General features: G+C 67.0%; 20 protein-coding genes and 1 pseudogene. 11 read left to right on the forward strand and 10 right to left on the reverse strand.

Going from position 1 to position 18,004, the window contains the following annotated elements:
- Nucleotides 1-133: 133 nt before the first annotated feature.
- From ACSDHM_RS00480 to ACSDHM_RS00490, 3 genes are all read left to right on the forward strand, one after another.
- Entirely contained in the window at nucleotides 134-709 is a 576-nt protein-coding gene (locus ACSDHM_RS00480; RefSeq protein ID WP_438915099.1) for a hypothetical protein, read from the forward strand.
- Between the two features lie 128 nt (nucleotides 710-837).
- A complete protein-coding gene (locus ACSDHM_RS00485; protein ID WP_438915100.1) occupies nucleotides 838-1,143 on the forward strand; it encodes a hypothetical protein in 306 nt (101 codons plus the stop codon).
- Complete coding sequence (locus tag ACSDHM_RS00490; protein WP_438915101.1) at nucleotides 1,130-1,480, forward strand: XVIPCD domain-containing protein; 351 nt, start codon at nucleotides 1,130-1,132, stop codon at nucleotides 1,478-1,480. Before ACSDHM_RS00485 ends, ACSDHM_RS00490 begins: the two co-directional genes overlap by 14 nt.
- A 63-nt stretch (nucleotides 1,481-1,543) precedes the next feature.
- On the opposite strand, the gene ACSDHM_RS00495 is transcribed toward ACSDHM_RS00490, so the two are convergent.
- Complete coding sequence (locus tag ACSDHM_RS00495; protein WP_439426556.1) at nucleotides 1,544-1,960, reverse strand: XVIPCD domain-containing protein; 417 nt, start codon at nucleotides 1,958-1,960, stop codon at nucleotides 1,544-1,546.
- 75 nt (nucleotides 1,961-2,035) lie between these two features.
- On the reverse strand, nucleotides 2,036-2,515 hold the full coding sequence (locus tag ACSDHM_RS00500) for a nuclear transport factor 2 family protein (RefSeq protein ID WP_151355154.1): 480 nt from the start codon (nucleotides 2,513-2,515) through the stop codon (nucleotides 2,036-2,038).
- A 227-nt stretch (nucleotides 2,516-2,742) separates the two neighbouring features.
- On the opposite strand from ACSDHM_RS00500, the gene ACSDHM_RS00505 reads away from it, so the two are divergent.
- Nucleotides 2,743-3,555 carry an alpha/beta fold hydrolase gene (locus ACSDHM_RS00505; RefSeq protein WP_072167703.1) on the forward strand — a complete coding sequence of 271 codons (813 nt, stop codon included), beginning with the start codon at nucleotides 2,743-2,745 and terminating at the stop codon, nucleotides 3,553-3,555.
- Between the two features lie 293 nt (nucleotides 3,556-3,848).
- Here the strand turns inward: ACSDHM_RS00505 and ACSDHM_RS00510 are convergent, their stop codons facing one another.
- The gene (locus ACSDHM_RS00510; RefSeq protein WP_439426557.1) at nucleotides 3,849-4,529 is read right to left on the reverse strand and encodes a hypothetical protein; all 681 of its coding nucleotides are present in this window, start codon (nucleotides 4,527-4,529) and stop codon (nucleotides 3,849-3,851) included.
- 134 nt (nucleotides 4,530-4,663) lie between these two features.
- Between ACSDHM_RS00510 and ACSDHM_RS00515 the strand changes: the two genes are divergently transcribed.
- Together ACSDHM_RS00515 and ACSDHM_RS00520 are read left to right on the forward strand one after the other, a co-directional pair.
- Nucleotides 4,664-5,308 carry a hypothetical protein gene (locus tag ACSDHM_RS00515; RefSeq protein ID WP_088496225.1) on the forward strand — a complete coding sequence of 215 codons (645 nt, stop codon included), beginning with the start codon at nucleotides 4,664-4,666 and terminating at the stop codon, nucleotides 5,306-5,308.
- A gap of 64 nt (nucleotides 5,309-5,372) precedes the next feature.
- Nucleotides 5,373-6,341, forward strand: coding sequence for a polysaccharide deacetylase family protein (locus ACSDHM_RS00520; protein ID WP_065186647.1), 969 nt, complete (start codon nucleotides 5,373-5,375; stop codon nucleotides 6,339-6,341).
- Between the two features lie 3 nt (nucleotides 6,342-6,344).
- Here the strand turns inward: ACSDHM_RS00520 and ACSDHM_RS00525 are convergent, their stop codons facing one another.
- The 3 genes from ACSDHM_RS00525 to ACSDHM_RS00535 all read right to left on the reverse strand — a co-directional run bounded on the left by ACSDHM_RS00525 (nucleotide 6,345) and on the right by ACSDHM_RS00535 (nucleotide 8,838).
- Nucleotides 6,345-7,187 (reverse strand): class I SAM-dependent methyltransferase, encoded by an 843-nt coding sequence (locus tag ACSDHM_RS00525; RefSeq protein ID WP_439426558.1) that lies wholly within the window; start codon nucleotides 7,185-7,187, stop codon nucleotides 6,345-6,347.
- Nucleotides 7,188-7,643: 456 nt separating this feature from the next.
- Nucleotides 7,644-8,282 (reverse strand): hypothetical protein, encoded by a 639-nt coding sequence (locus ACSDHM_RS00530; protein WP_143592482.1) that lies wholly within the window; start codon nucleotides 8,280-8,282, stop codon nucleotides 7,644-7,646.
- A gap of 136 nt (nucleotides 8,283-8,418) precedes the next feature.
- Nucleotides 8,419-8,838 carry a hypothetical protein gene (locus tag ACSDHM_RS00535; protein ID WP_439426559.1) on the reverse strand — a complete coding sequence of 140 codons (420 nt, stop codon included), beginning with the start codon at nucleotides 8,836-8,838 and terminating at the stop codon, nucleotides 8,419-8,421.
- A gap of 90 nt (nucleotides 8,839-8,928) precedes the next feature.
- Between ACSDHM_RS00535 and ACSDHM_RS00540 the strand changes: the two genes are divergently transcribed.
- A complete protein-coding gene (locus ACSDHM_RS00540; RefSeq protein WP_005415073.1) occupies nucleotides 8,929-9,213 on the forward strand; it encodes a hypothetical protein in 285 nt (94 codons plus the stop codon).
- 86 nt (nucleotides 9,214-9,299) lie between these two features.
- Here the strand turns inward: ACSDHM_RS00540 and dmeF are convergent, their stop codons facing one another.
- Nucleotides 9,300-10,262: a CDF family Co(II)/Ni(II) efflux transporter DmeF gene (gene dmeF / locus ACSDHM_RS00545; protein WP_111201455.1), complete on the reverse strand. Its 963-nt coding sequence runs from the start codon at nucleotides 10,260-10,262 to the stop codon at nucleotides 9,300-9,302.
- A gap of 50 nt (nucleotides 10,263-10,312) precedes the next feature.
- Here dmeF and ACSDHM_RS00550 point away from each other — a divergent pair, with 50 nt between their 5' ends.
- Nucleotides 10,313-10,597, forward strand: a complete 285-nt coding sequence (locus ACSDHM_RS00550) for a metal-sensing transcriptional repressor (RefSeq protein WP_049417302.1) — start codon at nucleotides 10,313-10,315, stop codon at nucleotides 10,595-10,597.
- Nucleotides 10,598-10,674: 77 nt separating this feature from the next.
- Here ACSDHM_RS00550 and ACSDHM_RS00555 read toward each other — a convergent pair whose 3' ends face one another.
- Nucleotides 10,675-11,046, reverse strand: coding sequence for a MerC domain-containing protein (locus ACSDHM_RS00555; protein ID WP_188241585.1), 372 nt, complete (start codon nucleotides 11,044-11,046; stop codon nucleotides 10,675-10,677).
- Nucleotides 11,047-11,114: 68 nt separating this feature from the next.
- Between ACSDHM_RS00555 and ACSDHM_RS00560 the strand changes: the two genes are divergently transcribed.
- Complete coding sequence (locus tag ACSDHM_RS00560) at nucleotides 11,115-12,440, forward strand: GTP-binding protein (protein ID WP_439426560.1); 1,326 nt, start codon at nucleotides 11,115-11,117, stop codon at nucleotides 12,438-12,440.
- Between the two features lie 143 nt (nucleotides 12,441-12,583).
- On the opposite strand, the gene ACSDHM_RS00565 is transcribed toward ACSDHM_RS00560, so the two are convergent.
- Nucleotides 12,584-14,191, reverse strand: coding sequence for an ATP-binding cassette domain-containing protein (locus ACSDHM_RS00565; protein ID WP_439426561.1), 1,608 nt, complete (start codon nucleotides 14,189-14,191; stop codon nucleotides 12,584-12,586).
- A gap of 226 nt (nucleotides 14,192-14,417) precedes the next feature.
- Nucleotides 14,418-15,317 (reverse strand): LysR family transcriptional regulator, encoded by a 900-nt coding sequence (locus ACSDHM_RS00570; protein ID WP_088496186.1) that lies wholly within the window; start codon nucleotides 15,315-15,317, stop codon nucleotides 14,418-14,420.
- 226 nt (nucleotides 15,318-15,543) lie between these two features.
- On the opposite strand from ACSDHM_RS00570, the gene ACSDHM_RS00575 reads away from it, so the two are divergent.
- Both ACSDHM_RS00575 and ACSDHM_RS00580 read left to right on the forward strand, forming a co-directional pair.
- Complete coding sequence (locus tag ACSDHM_RS00575) at nucleotides 15,544-16,722, forward strand: serine hydrolase domain-containing protein (RefSeq protein WP_439426562.1); 1,179 nt, start codon at nucleotides 15,544-15,546, stop codon at nucleotides 16,720-16,722.
- Nucleotides 16,719-17,903: pseudogene (locus tag ACSDHM_RS00580) on the forward strand (MFS transporter). Before ACSDHM_RS00575 ends, ACSDHM_RS00580 begins: the two are co-directional and overlap by 4 nt.
- Nucleotides 17,904-18,004 lie beyond the last annotated feature (101 nt).

The raw sequence follows: 18,004 nt of genomic DNA on the forward strand, positions 1-18,004 counted from the left end.
CCGGACTCGCCCGGCAGCGTGCCGCATGAAGAAGGCAGGGTGCAGGCCCTGCCTTTTTCTTTGCTTGGTTGCAGTGCCCAGCGCCAACCCGCTAGGGTTGAAACCCATGGCAGGGAGCCAAAGGATCTGAATCATGCTGGGCATCCACCGCTGGTTGCGCGCCGGCCTGTTGATCATGTTGAGCACCGGGCTGGGCGCCTGTTCCGGGCGTGATCCTGTCCCACCCGAGCCGCTGGATCTGGCGCAGCCTATCGCTGTGGATCAGCCGGGCCAAGGGGTGAAGTTCGAGTTCGAGATGAACGCGCGAAATTACATCCCACATCGCACCTACGCCGTGGAGCTGGAATTGCAGCGCCAAGAGGCGCGCAAGCCCGACGAGCCTGACGTGGGCACAATGAGGATCCCGTTCGAGGTAACCCTGCAGCAATGGGGCGCTGATGCCTGGAAAGATGTTCCCACCTACGACAGCTACCAGGCGGGGGCACTCAACGCGGGAGAGCCGCTTCCGGAATGGCATGCGTCCAGCGAATGGCGGTATACGTCGCCGCACATGGGCAGTGACGGCCAGTACACGCTGAGCCTGATTGCTCTGCCAGTGGAGCCTGATACCCGCTATCGCGTACAGGTTCGCACGGTACAGGCCACGCCGGAATTGCAGCATTACTCGGCTCAGTTGCGGGTACACGCCGCCCGACTGCCAGGGAAGTAATCAACCTCACCACCGGACCCGGAAAAATTCGTCTTCAGCAAGCACTATCAGGATGTTCGCCACAATTGCGTGGACTTCACTTGGGAAGCGCTGAACCATGCGGCATCCTGCGGAAAAGCAGCATCGACGTGAACGCGTTGGGAGGTCCCGCCGGGCAGCTTCTTCCGGATGTTCGCATTCCTCTTGATATCAAGGGTGCAGGCAAGGATGCGTTCAGGCCGCTGCGCAACATCCATGGCGTGGACAGCATTGATCCGCCGTTTCCGGACAGCGAGCTCAATCAGCGGAAAACCAACCCCATGCCGAAGCGCAGTTTCAAGCAACACATGCTGAGTGACGCTGAGGGCATGGGCGAACGAAGCGGTGATCGTCTGGCCCGGCACGGTAACGACCCGCTGCTCTCGCAGATCCACCCCGGGCGTGGCCCGGCTTGATGCAGAGCGGGGCCGCAGCTTCGATGCCACCAGCGAGAACATCAGCGCCAGCCTGTACGCCCTGGCAAAGGCAAACGGACTGACCCGGGTCGACCACGTGCTGTTGAGCGATCGTACTGCGCAGGCGGATGTGGCGCAGAACATCTTCATCGTGCAGGGCGAGCGCAACGACCCGGCACAGCTGCGTGCCAGCATGCCTACGGCGGTGGCCGCGCAGACACCGGCGGAAACATCGTTCGAGCGCGCCGAGCAGTTGTCCCAGTCTGCGCAGGTGCGCACGCAGGACGCGTTGCAGCAGCGCCAGGTGCAGGAGCAGTCCGGGCCGCGCATGGTCTAAGGTGGCAAGTACCACGGCGAGCCGGCGTCCACGCGCTGGGTCGCCAACAACAGTGGCGGCGGCTCAGCCCAGACGGTGTGCCGGGTTCTGCTGCTGCTCCTGCTCACGGGCCTGCTGTTCGGGCACCACCCCAACGGCCTGCTGCTGCGGGGCCACCCCCAACTTCTGCATCGACTGCTCCACCGGCGTCTGCGCTGCCAGAGCCGTCGGCATCATCGCGCGCAGGTGCGCCGGATTGGCCGGGTCGCCCTGCACCACGAAGATGTTGTGCCCGGCCGGGTGCTGGGCCGTGGCGTTGCTGACCAGCACGTGGTCGACCTGTTGCAGGCCCTGCTCGCGGGCGAGCACGGTCAGGCTGGCGGTCAGGCGCTCGCTGGTCTGGTCGAACGCACGGCCATGCTGGGCGTCCAGTGCGGCCACGCCCTGACGGATCTGCTGGTTGAGGCCGTAGTCGGGGTGGTTGGGGGTGATCTCTGCCATGGCGATCGAACGGTAGCGGTGGGTCGGGGTGAACTCTGCCAGTATAGATCCGGCCGGTGAAGGGCGCCGGAAAGGTCAGTCCGCCGGCCGATGGTCATAGCTGATCACCCGTTCGGCCAGCCAGTTCCCGTCCACGCGGCGCCAGACCTGGATGAAGCGGGCCTGGCCGGTCCAGCGTTCCACGCCGTCGTTGCCGCGCTCGTAAAAGCGGTGGTCGCCGATTTCGAGCGCGCGCTCATCGTGCAGCGGAAACACCTGCAGCGAAGATTCCACGAGCTCGCGGCGCAGCTGCCAGCCACCCTCGCGCGCGCTGCTGCACCGGTTGGCCACGCTGTGGCGGAAGTCTTCGCGGCTGCTGGCCGACTTGCCGTCCTTGTCATGGAAGAACTCCATGTCGTCGGTCGTCATCGCCGCAGCCCTGTTGGCATCGCAGGCCTCGAAGGCCGCAGCGAAGAGCTGGGTATCGGCCTGGCGGATCTGCACGCGCAGGGTGGCGGCGGGCGCTGGCGTGGCAACGAGGCCGGCGGCCAGCAAGGGCAGGGTGAGCAGCAGCATGGTGAGGCTCCAGGGAGGGTTCACGCAGGCTCGCATGGCGTTTGGGCCACTGCAGCCGGCTTCCGACGAAACGGCCCTGCCACGGAATGAATGCCCATATTGGCGGCCCGGTTCCAGCCTTGAGGCCGTTGCCTGTGCAGGGGATGTCATGAGCGGCCGGGATTCCCTCACGGCCGCCACAGGTGACGGCCACTAGCCTGAAATCCTTCCCTTCCACAGGAGCGCCCATGCCTGCTTCCCGCATCCGCCTGCACGTTGAAGACACCGGTGGCGATGGCCGCCCGGTTATCCTGATCCACGGCTGGCCGCTGTCCGCCGATGCCTGGAAGACGCAGGTGGCGATCCTGCGCGACGCCCAGTATCGGGTGATCAGCTACGACCGGCGTGGCTTTGGCCGCTCTGACAAGCCGGCCGAAGGTTATGACTACGACACGCTGGCGGCGGACCTGGCGGGGTTGATCGAGGAACGTGACCTGCGCGACGCCACCCTGGTCGGTTTCTCGATGGGTGGCGGCGAGGTGGCGCGCTACGTGGCCAACCATGGCCAGGATCGCCTGCACAGTGTGGTATTCGCGGCCGCTGTGCCACCGTTCCTGCTGCGCAGCGACGACAATCCGGAAGGTCCACTGACGCAGGCCAAGGCCGATGAAATGCGCAGCGGGTTGGAGAAGGACCGCGAAGCGTTCTTCGACGGCTTCACCCGCGACTTCTTCAGCGCCAACGGCCAGTTGATGGTCACCGAGGAGACGCGCCAGGTGGCGATCGCGCTGTGCCATCAATCCGACCAGGCGGCGGCGCTGGGCTGCATGAAGGCGTTCGCCACGACCGATTTCCGGGATGACCTGAAGAAGATCACGGTGCCGACCTTGATCCTGCACGGCGACAGTGACGCCATCGTGCCGTTCGAGGGCTCCGGCCAGCGTACCCACAAGGCCATCAAGGGCAGCGAAGTGGTGATCCTGGAGGGGGCGCCGCACGGCTGCAATACCAGCCATGCCGACCGCTTCAATCTGGCGCTGCTGAACTTCCTGAAGCGGTAAGCTGCGGCGATGCGCGAGCCAAAGACACCCCCGTGGAAAAAGCCCAGGCCCAAAGGGCAGACGTCGCAACCGCTGTCGGATGCGCAGAAGGCGGCGGCACGGCAACGTGCCGAGGAGAACGGGCGGCGGTATCCGAACCTGGTGGACAACATGTGGGCGGCGAAGCTGCCGCGTGGGTCGTGATCCACAACCTGGGTGTGGGCTTGATGTAGAGCCGAGCCGATGCTCGGCTGGCGCGCGCAGCGCGTGCCATCCGGAGAAGGGGCAAAGGGCAGCGGAGCATGGGCTCGGCGCTAAGGGCCGGGCAGTGGCTGCCAGCCCGACTCCCGCCATGGCGCTACGTCGCGCCTCTGCACGTTGATCGCCTCGACCGGCAATCCTGCCTGTCGCGCCAGTTCGGCACGCAGTACTTCGCTGTCCACCGGCAGTGCGATGGCCACCTGCAGCTTCTCGCCCTGCTGACGGACCTGCGTGGGCACCACCGCATGGGCTTCATGCTCGCCGCCGGTGCGAGCAATCCGATAGCGCATCGCCACGGGCCTTCCCAGGTGCGCCAGTACAGGGCGCCATGCCTGCAGCACGACAGGCTGTGCTGCTGCGGGAACACGCACCTCGATGATGGTTCCCGGGTAGCCCATGACATTGCCCACCATCACCTGGAAGCGCGCGCCATCGGGGATGGCGACCACAGTGGCGGCCAGCACGCCTATCGACAGGACAGCTGCGGCGAAGCGCCAACTGCGCGGCGCGGCGGCGGCGCGGGTCGCCGTGCGCAGCCCCGGCTTGCGCCGCAGCTTGCGCGCGTAGATGCGCCGATCCTTCCTGCGCGGGCTGCTGCTGTGCGCCGGCAGGTTCAACGGGACGCGTGGCAGCCGGGCGACGCGCGCGTCGATCAGGCGCGCGAGCAGGTACCACGCGAGCACGAATGCCAGCAGGGGCAGCAGCGTTCGTACGGTCAGGTACAGCATCACCATCGGGAATACCAAGGAAATTTCGCATTCAAACAACCGTGCCATCGTAACGGCGCTGCGTGGTGTGTGTCGCATCCGCCAGCCGACACGTGCGAAGCGCTTGGTTAGGATGGCTCTTTGCTGTCATGGATGAACCGATGAGCGCCGCCACCTCCCGAATCCGCCGCATCTGTGGGCAGGGGCCGATCCTGTTGATGCTGCAGTGGGTGGCGCTGCTGTCTGTGGTGCTGGCTGCCGGCTTCTTCCATTACCGTGTGGAGCTGTTGCTGGAGCCGGTGACGGTGGCCTGTGGCGGCCCGGACGCGCAGGCGCGATTGAAGGTTGCCGAACAGGTGATGGCGCGTGTGGGCGCACTGGATGACTGGCAACCCCTGGGCTGGATTCCATGGGTAGGCGTGGTGCTGGCGTTGCTGGGGGCCATGGCGGTGTGCGCGAGCCGTGCGCTGTGGCTGCGCGATCGGCTGCGCACGGCGAACGTGGCGCTTATGGTGCTGCACGGTGGTGCACTGGCTTTGGCCGGATGGGTCCTGCACCTGTACGAGAATGCGTGGAGCAATGTGGCGCGGCTGTCACCCACGGCGTGCCTGGTGGAGCTGGTGCCGGAGGGTGATGTACCGCTGGAGCAGGCGCAGCGCGTGGTGTTCCACATCCTGACGCGGGTGAACGCGCCACTGCTGCGCAATCCGGATGATCTGGCGCTGGTGTTGACGGTGCTGTTGTTGGCCGCGATGGCCGGCGGCGTTGCCCTGTGGCGCGCGATCGCGTGGGCCCGGGCGGGCTGAGCACGCTCGGCGGCGCGCGGTAATCGCGCTACAGTCGACGCCTCGCCACTCCAGGGAAGACCCGATGCGCTTGTTGCTGCGTGCGTTGCCGTTGTTGCTGTGTTCGCTGGCCGTACACGCCGCCGAGGTGGACCGTCGTATCGCGGTGACCATCGATGATCTGCCATGGGCACGGCTGGACCAGATCGTGCCGCCGGATCTGCAGGCGCGGCACGAAGCGTTGATGGCCCAGCTGCGCGAGGCCGGCGTGCCGGTGGTGGGCTTCGTCAATGAGAACAAGCTTGAGGTGAATGGACAGGTGCAGCCGGCGCGGGTGCAGATGCTGCGCGACTGGCGCGATGCTGGCTATGTGCTGGGCAACCACACGTACTCGCACATGGATCTGAATGCGAAAGGCGTGGCGGCGTTCCAGAAGGATTTCCTGCGCGGCGAAACGGTGCTGCGGCCGCTGCTGGCCGAGAAGGGGCAGGCGCCACAGTGGATGCGCCACCCCTACCTGCGGGCCGGGCGCACCGCGGATGAGCGCGTGCAGATGGAGGCGTTCTTCAAGCAGCATGGCTATCGCGTGGCACCGGTGACGGTGGACAACGGGGAATGGGTGTGGGCGTTCGCCTATGCCAACGTGATGAACGAGCAGGCGGATTCGCCGGCGAGCGACGCGACGCTGGCGCAGCTGCGCAAGGGCTACGTGCCGTACATGCTGAACAAGCTGGATTACTACGAGAAGCAGTCGCAGGCGCTGCTGGGGTACGCGCTGCCGCAGGTGTGGCTGATGCACGCCAACGAGCTCAATGCGGCCACCCTTGCCGAACTGGTGGCGGCCACGAAGCGCCGCGGCTATCGCTTCATTTCACTGGACGAAGCGATGCGTGACCCGGCGTATGCGCGGGGTGCGGAAGGCTACAACGGCCGCTATGGCCCGAGCTGGCTGCATCGCTGGGCGATGGCGGAGAACAAGCCGAAGGACTTCTACGCCAGCGAACCGGAGGTGCCGGCGTGGGTGATGAAGCTGGCCAAGGTCGACTCGGAGTGAGGCTCAGCGCTTGACGGCCAGCACGCCGTCCAGCGCCAGTTCGGCCTTGAAACCGGCCTTTTCCAGTCGCTTGGCCACTTCACGCGGCACGTCGCGGCCGCTGGTCAGCTTGTTCGGCGCGCCGGTGTAATGGAACAGGCGGCCGCCCTTGCGGATGACGCGGGCGAGGTGGTCGTAGAACACCTGCGAGTACAGCTCGCCGGCGATGCCGAAGCGCGGTGGGTCGTGCAGGATTGCGTCGACACTGCTGCTGGCCACCTGTTCGATCTGCTGCGAGACGTCACCGTGGCTGAACTGCAGGCGGCCACCGGCGGCAGCAGAGTCTGGATCCGGCGACCACGGGTTGAGCGTGCGCAGCCACATCACATCGGCGTTCTTCTCGAACGAACGGATCTGGCCGACACCGGCTTCCAGCGCGCAGGCGGCGAAGTAACCGAGGCCACCGCAGGTATCGAGGATGACCTTGCCGGCCGGGGCGACCAGCTCCACCTTGCGGCGCGCATCCTCGAACGGCGACAGCTTCGAGGTGGGCAGCATCTTGATGCCGTCGATCTCGAACGTCGGTGCGCCCCATTCGGTGGGCACCAGCTTGATCAGCGAGCCGCTGTAGCGCGAGATCGGCGCGAATTCCTCGCCATCCCAGTAGTACAGCGTGCGGTCCTTCAGCTTGCCCGGCCAAGGGTAGGGCTGGCCCCGGAAGTGGAAGCCGTCCGCATCCAGCGCCACGCTGTCCTGGCTGCGGCCGAGGTCAAGCGATCCCTGCCAGTCGGCGGCGCCCTTGTCATGGGCACGGCGCAGGGTATCGGCGCTGTCGCGGGTCAGCAGGGGGCCGGTGTAATGGGGCACGGCGGGTACCGGGGCGGTTCGGGGGAGGGCATGGTACCGCAGGACCTTTGCCAGGATACTGAGATTCCGTAGTGCAGACCCAACCGGTGGAGGGCGTTGGTAGAGATGCAGTTCCCACTGAGGGCGTCATGCCCATAGCGGCACAGAATTCTCTGTGGAAGTCGCGTGACGCTGACGGTTGAAGATCGTAATGATAGGTCAGTACTCCCTCTTCATTTCTGATCAAAAGTTGCTGGATGCATATCATGTTCCCAGAACTGTCAGGGGCCAATGTGCTGCGGATGACCACTGGTGTCCCTTGGAGGCTGTAGTCCGCGCTCAGTTGGCCTGGGATGCACGAGCCTGATACGCAAATCAGGGATTGAGCGATCGTAGCGATCATTGGGAATCGGGTCATGTACCTAAGCAGTGAGGGTGGCTTGGTCACCCTCACTGCTAGGTCAAAAGGTTTTGGTATCAGTTGGCTCTGATGGAACCACGATCACTGGCGCAGGCGCGCGGTACACAACCTTCCATCAGCGTATTCATCGTCTGCGGGGAATGAGCAAAGCAGAGGACTCGTGCAGTGTGATTTCCCACCGTGTTTGGCGGGTAATACTCGCTATAGAAGGTCCGGCACCTTCCGTTGTCTATTTGCGCGCTACCCTGGATGTTCCCACTGACTGAGCTGTTGAATCTTACGGTTCCGTAGGAAACGAAGTTCTGGCCAGCTGATACCTGTCCATTTGGTGCATAGGCGATTACATAGTCAGTACTCTTTGCGTCGCTAGCACTGTTCGAATCGATGCTTGAGCAATGCCATGCAGCGCTTCCTGGCCCCACTGTGATGGACTCGCCCTTGGCAGGGTTCATTCCAAGATCTGCGCAGGAAGCCTCGTGATACTGCTTCGTCGCTTCCGTTTGATCGTCGTAGCGATATACATATTGTCCCTTCGAGTTGCGGGTGAGGGACTGCTCCACACTGATCGTCCCCCCAATGAAGTCGGGCCATTCTGCGCTGCGAACGATTTTTTCCGGGATCTTTGCTTCGTCTGCGGTTTGTCCGACAGCTGGATTCCCGTCTCCTGCCTGCACGGATGCAGAGGCGATGAACATGATGATGGCTAGCTGCAATTTCACTTGGGCCTCTCAAAATCTGGGTGAGGCTTCATCTTCGCTACTTGCCCAATGGTGCTTTTGGTTGCATTACGCAGTTCTTTGGATTTCAAACATTTCTCAAAAGTCTGTGTCGCTAATCGCACTTCACCGCATACACCGGCCCGGCCCCGATCAGCATCAACGCCATGTAGTCGCTGTCGCTGGCCTTGCCCTTCAGCGTCGCGCCCTTGTTGAAGTGGAAGATGCCGAAACCGCCGGCCATTTGGATCAACGCACTGTCGATCTGCTCGGCGTCGTCGCGGAAGTAGCGGCTGATCTCGCTGGAAGTGGCCTTGTGCAGGGCATTGGGTTCGCGCTGCCACTGGTCGCCACGGCTGAAGGAAACGAAGTACTGGCCACCTTCCTTGTCGATGCGGAAGTCGGCGGGTTTGCGCGCGCTGGTGGCGAAGCAGCCCTGCAGCGGGTCGGTGGAAAACGGAAGCCCGGCGTCACCGCTGCAGGCGGCGGTCAGCAGCAGGAGGGCACCGGGCAGCAGCAGGCGGAGCGTGCGCATGGGATGTCCCTACAGGGCAGGTGCGGCTAGTGTAGGCAGCATGCGGGCGCGGTCCGTACAGAAATTCGGCAAGGACACAGGGGTTTTCGGATGGCGCAGGGCAAGGCACCGTGGTGCGGCGTGGCCAGTTGGCTGGGTATTGCAGTGGGGTGGGGGGCAGGCACCGTGGCGGCACAGGCGGCGGTCGCTGCGGGTGGCAATGGCATGGCCGCAGGGCTGGGCGTGGGCGTGCTGGGTGCGGCGCTGGTGGGCGGCGGCCTGGCCGTAGCATCGCGCGTGCGCGGTGAGCGCTGGCCGTGGATCGGCATCGGCGGTGCAGTGCTGAGTGCGCTGCCGCTGCTGATGTACCTGCTGCGGATGATGCTGAAGCTCTGACTGTAGAGCCGAGCCCGTGCTCGGCTGATGGCCTGCGACAGCCGAGCATGGCTCGGCTCTACAGATTCGACCGCAGTCGCGCAGGATCAGCTGCGGTGGATCTCCACCGTTACGTGCACCAGCTCTTCATGGATGGCCAGCGCGTTGCGCACGGTATCGGCATCCAGCGTGGCGTCACTGGTGACCACGCTGGCGCTGACCGCGTACTTGCCGCGACCCACCTGCCAGACGTGCAGGTCGGCCAGGCGCGCCGGCCACGGGCCCTGTTCGATCACCTCGCGTACTTCGGCCACCACCGGCGCGTCCATCTGCGCGTCGAGCAGGATGCGGCCGCTGTCGCGCAGCAGGCCGATCGCCCACACCGTGACCAGCACGGCGCCGACCAGGCCCATCACCGGGTCCAGCCAGGTCAGGCCCAGCAGCTTGCCGCCGAGCAGGGCGATGATGGCCAGCACCGAGGTGGCGGCGTCGGCCAGCACGTGGACGTAGGCCGAGCGCAGGTTGAGGTCGTGACCGTGCGCATGGGTGTGATCGTGGTTGTGGCCGTGGTGATGGCCATGGTCATGCCCGTGGTGGTGATGCGCGTGGCCCGGGCTGTCGTGCAGCCACCAGGCGCACAGCAGGTTCACGCCCAGCCCGACCGCAGCGATGGCGATGGCTTCGTTGTAGTGGATCGGTGCCGGTACCCACAGCCGCTCCAGCGATTGCACCGCCATCAGCGCGGCGACGCCAAGCAGGGCGATGGCACTGGTATAGCCGGCCAGGATCTCGATCTTCCAGGTGCCGAAGGCGAAGCGCGGGTCGTGCGCGTAGCGGCGCGCGCAGCGGTAGGCGAACACTGCCAGGCCCAGCGCGAGTGCGTGCGAACTCATGTGCCAGCCGTCGGCGAGCACGGCCATGGAGTTGAACCACCAGCCGCCGACAATTTCCACCAGCATCATGCTGACGGTGAGCCACAGGGCGCGGCGGGTATTGCGTTCGGCCAGCGGGTTGCCGTCGTCGAAGCGGTGTTCGTGGCGACGGGCGGCGGCGAGGGCATCCAGGTGCATGGAAAGACCAGAGGGTGGAAGGATACCCCCATAGGGTATACGATGCGCCCATGGCCCATGTACACAGGAATCGAAAGCAGCTGCTGACCCGGGTACGCCGCATCGGCGGCCAGGTGGCGGCGTTGGAGCAGGCGCTGGACAGGCCGGAGGGTGAGGCCGGCGACTGTGCGGACGTGCTGGTGCAGGTTGCCGCCGTGCGCGGTGCCGCCCACAGCCTGCTGATGGAGCTGCTGCACGAGCATCTGCAGGAACATGTGGTCGGCGCCGAAGACCCGCAGCAGCGGGCGGCCGAGGCCGAGGTGCTGGTCGAACTGCTGCGCCGCTACGGCAAATAGCAAGGGTAGTGCCGGCCGCTGGCCGGCACCTGCGGGCTGCGCGCGGTGTTCCTGGGGATGCCGGCCAGCGGCCGGCACTACCCGTGCCGGTGCCGCGCGTTCCAGATATGCGTGGCGGCCAGCAGCAGGCTGCCGGTGACGGTCATCGGTGTTTCCCAGTCGTGCGAGGGCAACGCCAGCGCGCCGGCCAGCAGCAGGCCAAGCCCGGAGCCGGCGGTGGCCCAGGCCAGCACCGGCAACGGATGGCGGCGCTCCGCCCGCCATAGTGCATACCCGGTCAGCGGCAGGGCGATGGCCACGAACAGCAGGTGGACCCATTCCGCTTCGGCCCAGCTGCCGAACAGCGGCAGTGCGGCGGCAAGCAGGGGCAGCGCCAGGCAGTGCAGCAGGCACAGGCTGGACAGCGCGACCGCGCCGGCATCGAGCAGGGCGGCAGACGGCGACTTCATCGGGGACGTTCCTTGCGAAGAGAATGTTATACAGTAACATTTCCGTTCCGCAGCCAATCTGCTCCGACATGAACACTGTTTCCCGCGCCGACCGTCGCCTTCCGGTCACCGTGCTGTCCGGCTTCCTCGGGGCCGGCAAGACCACCCTGCTCAACCAGATCCTGCGCAACCGCGCGGGCCTGCGAGTGGCCGTCATCGTCAACGACATGAGCGAGGTCAACATCGATGCGCAGCTGGTGCGCGAGGGCGGCGCCGAACTGCGCCGAACCGAAGAGACGCTGGTGGAATTCAGCAATGGCTGCATCTGCTGCACGCTGCGCGATGACCTGCTGCAGGAAGTGCGGCGCCTGGCCGACGCCGGCCGCTATGACTACCTGTTGATCGAGTCGACCGGCATCGGTGAACCGATGCCGGTGGCGGCCACGTTCGCGGTACGCGACGAGCAGGGCTTCAGCCTGAGTGACATCGCGCGCCTGGACACGATGGTGACGGTGGTGGATGGCAGCGCATTCCTTGCCGACTTCGGCTCGACGCTGCGCCTGGCCGAGCGCGGGCAACAGGCCGGGCCGGATGATGATCGCGGCGTGGTCGACCTGCTGTGCGAGCAGGTCGAGTTCGCCGACGTGATCGTGGTCAGCAAGGTCGACCAGGTGGATGACGACGTGCTGCAGGACACGCTGGCCGTGCTGCGCGGCCTGAACCGCGACGCGAAGCTGCTGCTGTCCCGCTTCGGTGCCGTGCCACTGGCCGAGCTGCTGGACACCGGCCGCTTCGACTACGAGCGTGCGCAACGTGCGCCGGGTTGGGTGAAGGAACTGCGTGGCGAACACACGCCCGAAACCGAGGAGTACGGCATCGCCAGTTTCGTCTACCGCTCGCGGCGACCGTTCCATCCCGCGCGCTTCGCCCGCGCGCTGCAGTCGGGGATGCCCGGCGTGATCCGCAGCAAGGGCTGGTTCTGGCTGGCCAATCGCATGGACTGGGTGGGTGAGCTGAACACCGTGGGTGCCGCGACGCGGACGCAGGCGGCGGGGTTCTGGTACGCCGCGCGTGATCGCGTGCGGGCTGGGCTGGAGGACACCGCGCCATTGCTGCCGCCCACGCCGCTGCCGTACAGCGACCTGGGCTGGGCGCGGCAGCAGGCCGACTGCTGGAGCGCACCGTTGCCGGGTCTGGAAGACTTCCCGGATGCGGCCGCGCATTCGGCGATGCAGCGCGTGTGGCACCCGCTGTGGGGCGACCGCCGCCAGGAGCTGGTGGTGATTGGCGTGCACATGGATGAGCGCGCGGTGCGTGCGGAGCTGGACGCGTGCCTGCTCAACGACCAGGAACTGCGTGCGGGGCCGCTGCTGTGGCAACAGTTGCCGCAGGCATTCCCGGTGTGGAAGCGGTGACGGTGCACTGAGGATCTACGGATTGCCGGCCAGCGGCCGGCACTACCCCTGGTCGGTAGGCCATGCATGCCTCCACGCATGGCCTATCCTGTAGAGCCGAGCCGACGCTCGGCTGCTGCAGTAGGTCCACGCATGGCGTGGATCTACAAGGCGTCACGCCACTGCCACCCCCCGGTGCCCACCTGCAGCACGTGGGTCGGCCGCAACGCCTGCAGCAGGTGCCGGTCGTGGCTGACCATCAGCAGCGCGCCCGGCCATTCCGCCAGCAGTTCTTCCAGTGCCTGCAACGCGCTCAGATCCAGCGCGTTGCCCGGCTCGTCCAGCAGCAACAGCTGCGGTGCGGGATCGGCATACAGCACGCTGGCCAGCGCGCCTTTCACCCGTTCACCATCGCTGAGGCTGTGGGCTGCACGCTGGATGCGCTGTGCGTCCAGCCCGAGCAGGGCCAGCCGTGTGCGCAGTTCACCCGCATCCGCCACCGGGTTGGCGGCCTGCACGGTGTCGAGAATGCTGCGTTCGCCGGACAATCCCAGCAGCTGCTGGTCGAGCAGCGCCAGTGGTGCATGACGCTGCACGATGCCGCTGCGTGCAGGCAGCTGGCCGGCCAGCACGCGCAGGAGCGTGGACTTGCCACTGCCGTTGTCACCGACCACGGCGATGCGCTGGCCGCGGCGGATCTCCAATTGCAACGGTGCACTGCAACCCTGCGGCAGCACCAGCGACTCCGCCTGCAGCAGACGTGCGTTGCCGCGTTCACCGTCACCGGCGAACAGCGCCAGCTCCGGTGTGGCGTGAACTGCCGAAGCCGCTGCGCGCAGCTGGTCGGCGCTGGCCTGCAGACGATCAGCCTGTACCTGTTGCGCGCGCCCGTGGCTGGCCTCTGCACGCTGTTTCTGCCGGCCAAGCAGGATAGGTGCCTGGTTGGCCTGCTTCGCATCGCGATTGCCACGTGCCTGGCGCTGCTGCTGGCGTTCGTGCTGCTCGCGCGCGCTGCGCTGTTGCTGCCGGTGCTGGGCGCGGGCGTGGTCGAGCTGTGCGGCGGCCGCTTCGCGTTCGGCGGCCCGCGCGTCGGCGTAGTGCTGCCACGGGCCGCCATAGCGATGCAGCCCGCGCGTGTCGAGCTCGACGATCTGCTGCATCTGCGCCAGCAGCTCGCGATCATGGCTGATCACCAGCAGGCCGCCGCGCCACTGCTGCAACCGTTCGTACAACTGCTGGCGATGGCGGCCATCGAGGTGGTTGCTGGGTTCGTCCAGGATCAGCCAATCGGCGCCGCTGGCCCAGGCGCCGGACAGCGCCACCTGCATGGCCTGGCCGCCACTGAGCCGCGCGGCGGGTTGGGCGGGATCGAGATCGTCGGGCAGGCGGAGCGCCTGCCATTGCTGCTGCAGGCGCTCGCGCAGATCCCAATGGTCGCCGACGCAGGCGAAGTCGGCCTCATCCACGCTGCCGGCTTCGATGCGTTGCAGCGCGGCCAGTGCCGCGCCGACGCCGGCCAGTTCACCGACCGTGCCGGCGGGTGGATAGCCGGGCGTCGGCAACAGGAATACGCGGCCGCTGCTGCGCACCTGCCCGTTCTCTGGCCGCACCCGACCGGCCAGCAGGCGTGCGAGCACGCTCTTGCCGGTGCCATTGGCACCGACCAGGCCGGTGGCGACCGGATCGAAGGAAAACGAAAGATCGGAAAACAGCGGGCGGCCGTCGGCCAGCCGATACGACACGCGATCGAGCGTGAGGGAATGTGTGGTCATGCGACCTCCATGGATGCCGGGTTCTCCCCTGCGCGCAGGGGCGGGAAGAGTCAGGCCGTCTGTTGGGAAGACGGCGGCATCAATGGCGCATTGGTCGCGAGCCTCTGGGAGGAATGAGCGGCCAGTATAGCGGGGTTGGCTGAATGGTTTGATGGCTCTGCACTACAAGAGCATCCACGCATGGCGTGGATCTACTGTGGGCCGGGCATGGGTGGATTTCTCGCGGCTACGGCACGGTGTCCAGGCGGGCGCCGACGAAGTCGATGAACACCCGCAGCTTCGGCAGTACGTGTCGGCCCGACGGCCACAGCAGGTGGAAGGTGCCGCAGGAGTGCACATGATCCTCCAGCACGGTGACCAGGCGGCCGTCGGCCAGCGCTTCGCGCACCGAGTGCACCGGCACGAAGGCCAGGCCGGTACCGCGCAGCGCCAGCGCCACCCGCGCCTCGATGGTGTTGGCCACCATGTGCACCGGCAGCTCCTGCGGTGTTTCGTGGTCGGGCCAGTGGATCGGCCACGGCTCCAGCTTGCCGGTGCTGGGGAAGCGGTAGTGCAGCAACGTGTGCTGCAACAGGTCGGCCGGCGTGCGTGGAACGCCGCGACGCTGCAGGTAGCCCGGCGAGGCGACGACACGCCGCGGGAACACCCCCAGCCGGCGCGCGTTCATCCGCGAGTCGCTGGGTTCGCCAACGCGCAGCACCGCATCGAAACCTTCCTCGATGACATCGACCAGCCGGTCGCTGAAATCCAGGTCGAGGCGGATGTCCGGATACGCGGCCATGAATTCGGCCATCAACGGCAGGGTGAGGTCACCTACCAGCGGCAGGCTGATCCGCAGCGTGCCGCTCGGTGCAGCGTGCGGTTGCGCCAGTTCGGTGCGCGCGGCATCGCGTTCGTCGAGGATGCGCCGGCAGCGCACCAGGAACAGCTGGCCCTCGGCGGTGAGGGTGATGCTGCGCGTGCTGCGGTGGAACAGGCGCACGCCCAGTGCGTGCTCCAGCCGCGCAACGCACTTGCCGGCGGCCGAGGCCGAGATGCCCTGCAGGCGCCCGGTCTCGACGAAGCTGCGGGTGTCGGCGGCGTGGACGAAGGTCTGCAGGTTGGCGAGGTTGTCCAGGACTGACATGGGCGTACCGGCAATGAAAACGGCAGGGTAGGGGCGGGTGATCGCGACACGCGGCGCGGCCGTCGCAACACTGTGGTGCGGGGCCTCGGGCAGCCCTTGCGGCGTTCCAGTTCCGGGCATCATGCCGATTGCGGACTGCACGGTCCATGATGCCCGGAGCGGCAACCGGCTTTTTGCGCCGCGTCGTGCTGCCTAACGTGGCGGGCCTCTCCCCACGGATACCGCGATGAATGCCGCTCTTTCCCTTGAATCTGCACCGACGCTGCCTTCGGTGCAGCGGCTGCTGCAGCAGGTCCACCCGCTGCGCCTGGTCGGTGCGGTGGTGCTGGTGCGCGAGCACGGCGTGCTGCGCCATGCCAGCGCGACCGGGCTGGCCGATCGCGAGTCGGCCAGGCCGATGCAGCGCGATCAGCTGTTCCGGCTGGCATCGGTCAGCAAGCCGTTGCTGGCCACGGTGATCCTGCGCCTGGTGGCCGAAGGCGTGCTCGACCTCGACACACCGGTGCAGCGCTGGCTGCCGGACTTCCGCCCGGCGCTGGCCGATGGCCGCACGCCGCCGATCAGCCTGCGCCAGCTGCTCAGCCACAGCAGCGGGCTGGGCTATCGCTTCCTGGAGGCGGATGCGGTGGGGCCCTACGCGCGCGCTGGCGTCAGCGATGGCATGGACGCCAACCCGCTTTCCCTGGCCGAGAACGTACGCCGGATCGCGCAGGCGCCACTGCTGTTCGAGCCGGGCAGCCAGTGGCTGTACTCGTCGGGCGTGGACGTGGCCGGTGCGGTGGCCGAAGCCGCGACTGGTGAAACGCTGCAGGCGCTGTTCCAGCGTCTGCTGGCTGCCCCGTTGCGCCTGCGCGATACCGCGTTCGCCACGCGCGATGCCGCACGACTGGCCACGCCGTATGTGAGCGACACGCCGCGGCCGCATCGCCTGCAGGAAGGGGAGGTGGTCGCGCCGTTCGAGGGCACGGTGGGCATCGAGTACAGCCTTGCGCGTGCCCTCGATGCAAGCCGTTTCGCTTCGGCCGGCGCCGGCCTGGTGGGTACTGCCGATGAAGTGATGGCGGTGTTGGAGGCGCTGCGTGACGTGCAGCGCTCTGGCCTGTTGCCACCCGCGCTGGCGGAGGAGATGGCCAGCCCGCAGGTGGGCGAACAGGGGCCGCCGGAACCGGCCGGCTGGGGCTTCGGGCTGGGCTTTGCGGTACTGCGCGACGCCGCCGCCAGCGGCACACTACAGCGCGAAGGCACCTGGCGCTGGGGCGGTGCCTACGGGCACAGCTGGTTCGTCGACCCGTCGCGTGGGCTGAGCGTGGTGGCGCTGACCAACACGCTGTACGAAGGCATGGATGGCGCCTTTGTCGATGAACTGCGCGACGCGGTCTATGCCGACCTGGAGACCACGCGATGAGCGGCCATGCCATCGATGCCGCCAGTCCGGCCGGCGAGGCCACGCGCCTGCCGTGGGCGGGCCTGCTTGCCTTGGCCGGCGGCGGCTTCATCACCCTGTTGACCGAGACCCTGCCGGCGGGTGTGCTGCGGCCGATGGGCTAAAGCCTGGGCGTGAGTGATGCGGCGGTCGGCCAGCTGGTGAGCGTGTATGCGCTGGGTTCGGTGATGGCCGCACTGCCGATGACCGCGCTGACCCAGCGCCTGCCACGGCGTCCGCTGCTGCTGGCGGCCATCGCTGGCTTCGTGGTGGTCAATACGCTGACGGCGTTGAGCAGCAGTTACGCGCTGATCCTGGCTGCGCGCTTCCTGGCCGGCGTGAGCGGTGGCCTGCTGTGGTCGCTGGTGGCCGGTTATGCCGCGCGCATGGTGGTGCCGTCGCTGCAGGGACGGGCCATCGCGGTCGCGATGGTCGGTTCGCCGCTGGCGCTGTCGCTGGGGGTGCCGGCAGGAACGCTGCTGGGCCAGCAGGTCGGCTGGCGCTGGGCGTTCGCGCTGATGAGCGTGCTGGGTCTGCTGCTGCTGGCCTACGCGCGCTGGGCGTTGCCTGCGCTGCCGGCCGCTGGGGCCGGGCAACGCACTTCGCTGGCGACCGTGTGGCGCCTGCCCGGTGTACGCAGTGCGCTGCTGGTGATGGCGCTGTACGTGCTGGCGCACAACGTGCTCTACACCTACATCGAGCCGCTGGCGGTCGACGCGGGTGCCGGTGCATGGCTGGACCGGCTGCTGCTGGCCTTCGGCATGGCGGCGATTGCCGGCATCGCGATTGCCGGCTGGGGCGTGGATCGCCACCTGCATGCGCTGGTGTGGGCGGCGGTGATCGGCTTCATCGTGCCGGTGCTGGCCTTGCTGGTGTGGCCTGGCGTGGCGAGCGCACTGCTGCTGGCGACGATCCTGTGGGGCGTGGCGTTCGGCGCCGTGCCGACCCTGTTCCAGACCGCCTTGGCACGGCGCGCCGGGGCCGCTGCGGACCTGGCGCAGTCGATGCTGGTGACCGGCTGGAACCTGGCCATTGCGGCCGGCGGCGTGGCAGGCGGCGTGCTGCTGCAGGCCAGCGGCCCACGCCAGCTGGGATGGCTGCCGTTGCTGCTGCTGGCGGTGACCGCCGCGTGGCTGCTGGCACGGCCGAAGGCCTGGGCGTAGGCGCAGGCCAAACGTTACGGAGGTGCCGGCCAGCGGCCGGCACTGCCGTGGTCCACGCCATCCACGCATGGCATGGATCTACCGAGCGCAGCGACCCGCGT

This window comes from Stenotrophomonas sp. T8, assembly GCF_051853085.1.
Taxonomy (GTDB): domain Bacteria; phylum Pseudomonadota; class Gammaproteobacteria; order Xanthomonadales; family Xanthomonadaceae; genus Stenotrophomonas; species Stenotrophomonas sepilia.

Coding starts and splice junctions, on each gene's coding strand:
- ACSDHM_RS00480 (WP_438915099.1), top strand. CDS start 134: ATGCTGGGCATCCACCGCTGGTTGCGCGCCGGCCTGTTGATCATGTTG.
- ACSDHM_RS00495 (WP_439426556.1), bottom strand. CDS start 1,960: ATGGCAGAGATCACCCCCAACCACCCCGACTACGGCCTCAACCAGCAG.
- ACSDHM_RS00500 (WP_151355154.1), bottom strand. CDS start 2,515: ATGCTGCTGCTCACCCTGCCCTTGCTGGCCGCCGGCCTCGTTGCCACG.
- ACSDHM_RS00505 (WP_072167703.1), top strand. CDS start 2,743: ATGCCTGCTTCCCGCATCCGCCTGCACGTTGAAGACACCGGTGGCGAT.
- ACSDHM_RS00510 (WP_439426557.1), bottom strand. CDS start 4,529: ATGGTGATGCTGTACCTGACCGTACGAACGCTGCTGCCCCTGCTGGCA.
- ACSDHM_RS00515 (WP_088496225.1), top strand. CDS start 4,664: ATGAGCGCCGCCACCTCCCGAATCCGCCGCATCTGTGGGCAGGGGCCG.
- ACSDHM_RS00520 (WP_065186647.1), top strand. CDS start 5,373: ATGCGCTTGTTGCTGCGTGCGTTGCCGTTGTTGCTGTGTTCGCTGGCC.
- ACSDHM_RS00530 (WP_143592482.1), bottom strand. CDS start 8,282: ATGTTCATCGCCTCTGCATCCGTGCAGGCAGGAGACGGGAATCCAGCT.
- ACSDHM_RS00535 (WP_439426559.1), bottom strand. CDS start 8,838: ATGCGCACGCTCCGCCTGCTGCTGCCCGGTGCCCTCCTGCTGCTGACC.
- ACSDHM_RS00540 (WP_005415073.1), top strand. CDS start 8,929: ATGGCGCAGGGCAAGGCACCGTGGTGCGGCGTGGCCAGTTGGCTGGGT.
- dmeF (WP_111201455.1), bottom strand. CDS start 10,262: ATGCACCTGGATGCCCTCGCCGCCGCCCGTCGCCACGAACACCGCTTC.
- ACSDHM_RS00550 (WP_049417302.1), top strand. CDS start 10,313: ATGGCCCATGTACACAGGAATCGAAAGCAGCTGCTGACCCGGGTACGC.
- ACSDHM_RS00555 (WP_188241585.1), bottom strand. CDS start 11,046: ATGAAGTCGCCGTCTGCCGCCCTGCTCGATGCCGGCGCGGTCGCGCTG.
- ACSDHM_RS00560 (WP_439426560.1), top strand. CDS start 11,115: ATGAACACTGTTTCCCGCGCCGACCGTCGCCTTCCGGTCACCGTGCTG.
- ACSDHM_RS00565 (WP_439426561.1), bottom strand. CDS start 14,191: ATGACCACACATTCCCTCACGCTCGATCGCGTGTCGTATCGGCTGGCC.
- ACSDHM_RS00570 (WP_088496186.1), bottom strand. CDS start 15,317: ATGTCAGTCCTGGACAACCTCGCCAACCTGCAGACCTTCGTCCACGCC.
- ACSDHM_RS00575 (WP_439426562.1), top strand. CDS start 15,544: ATGAATGCCGCTCTTTCCCTTGAATCTGCACCGACGCTGCCTTCGGTG.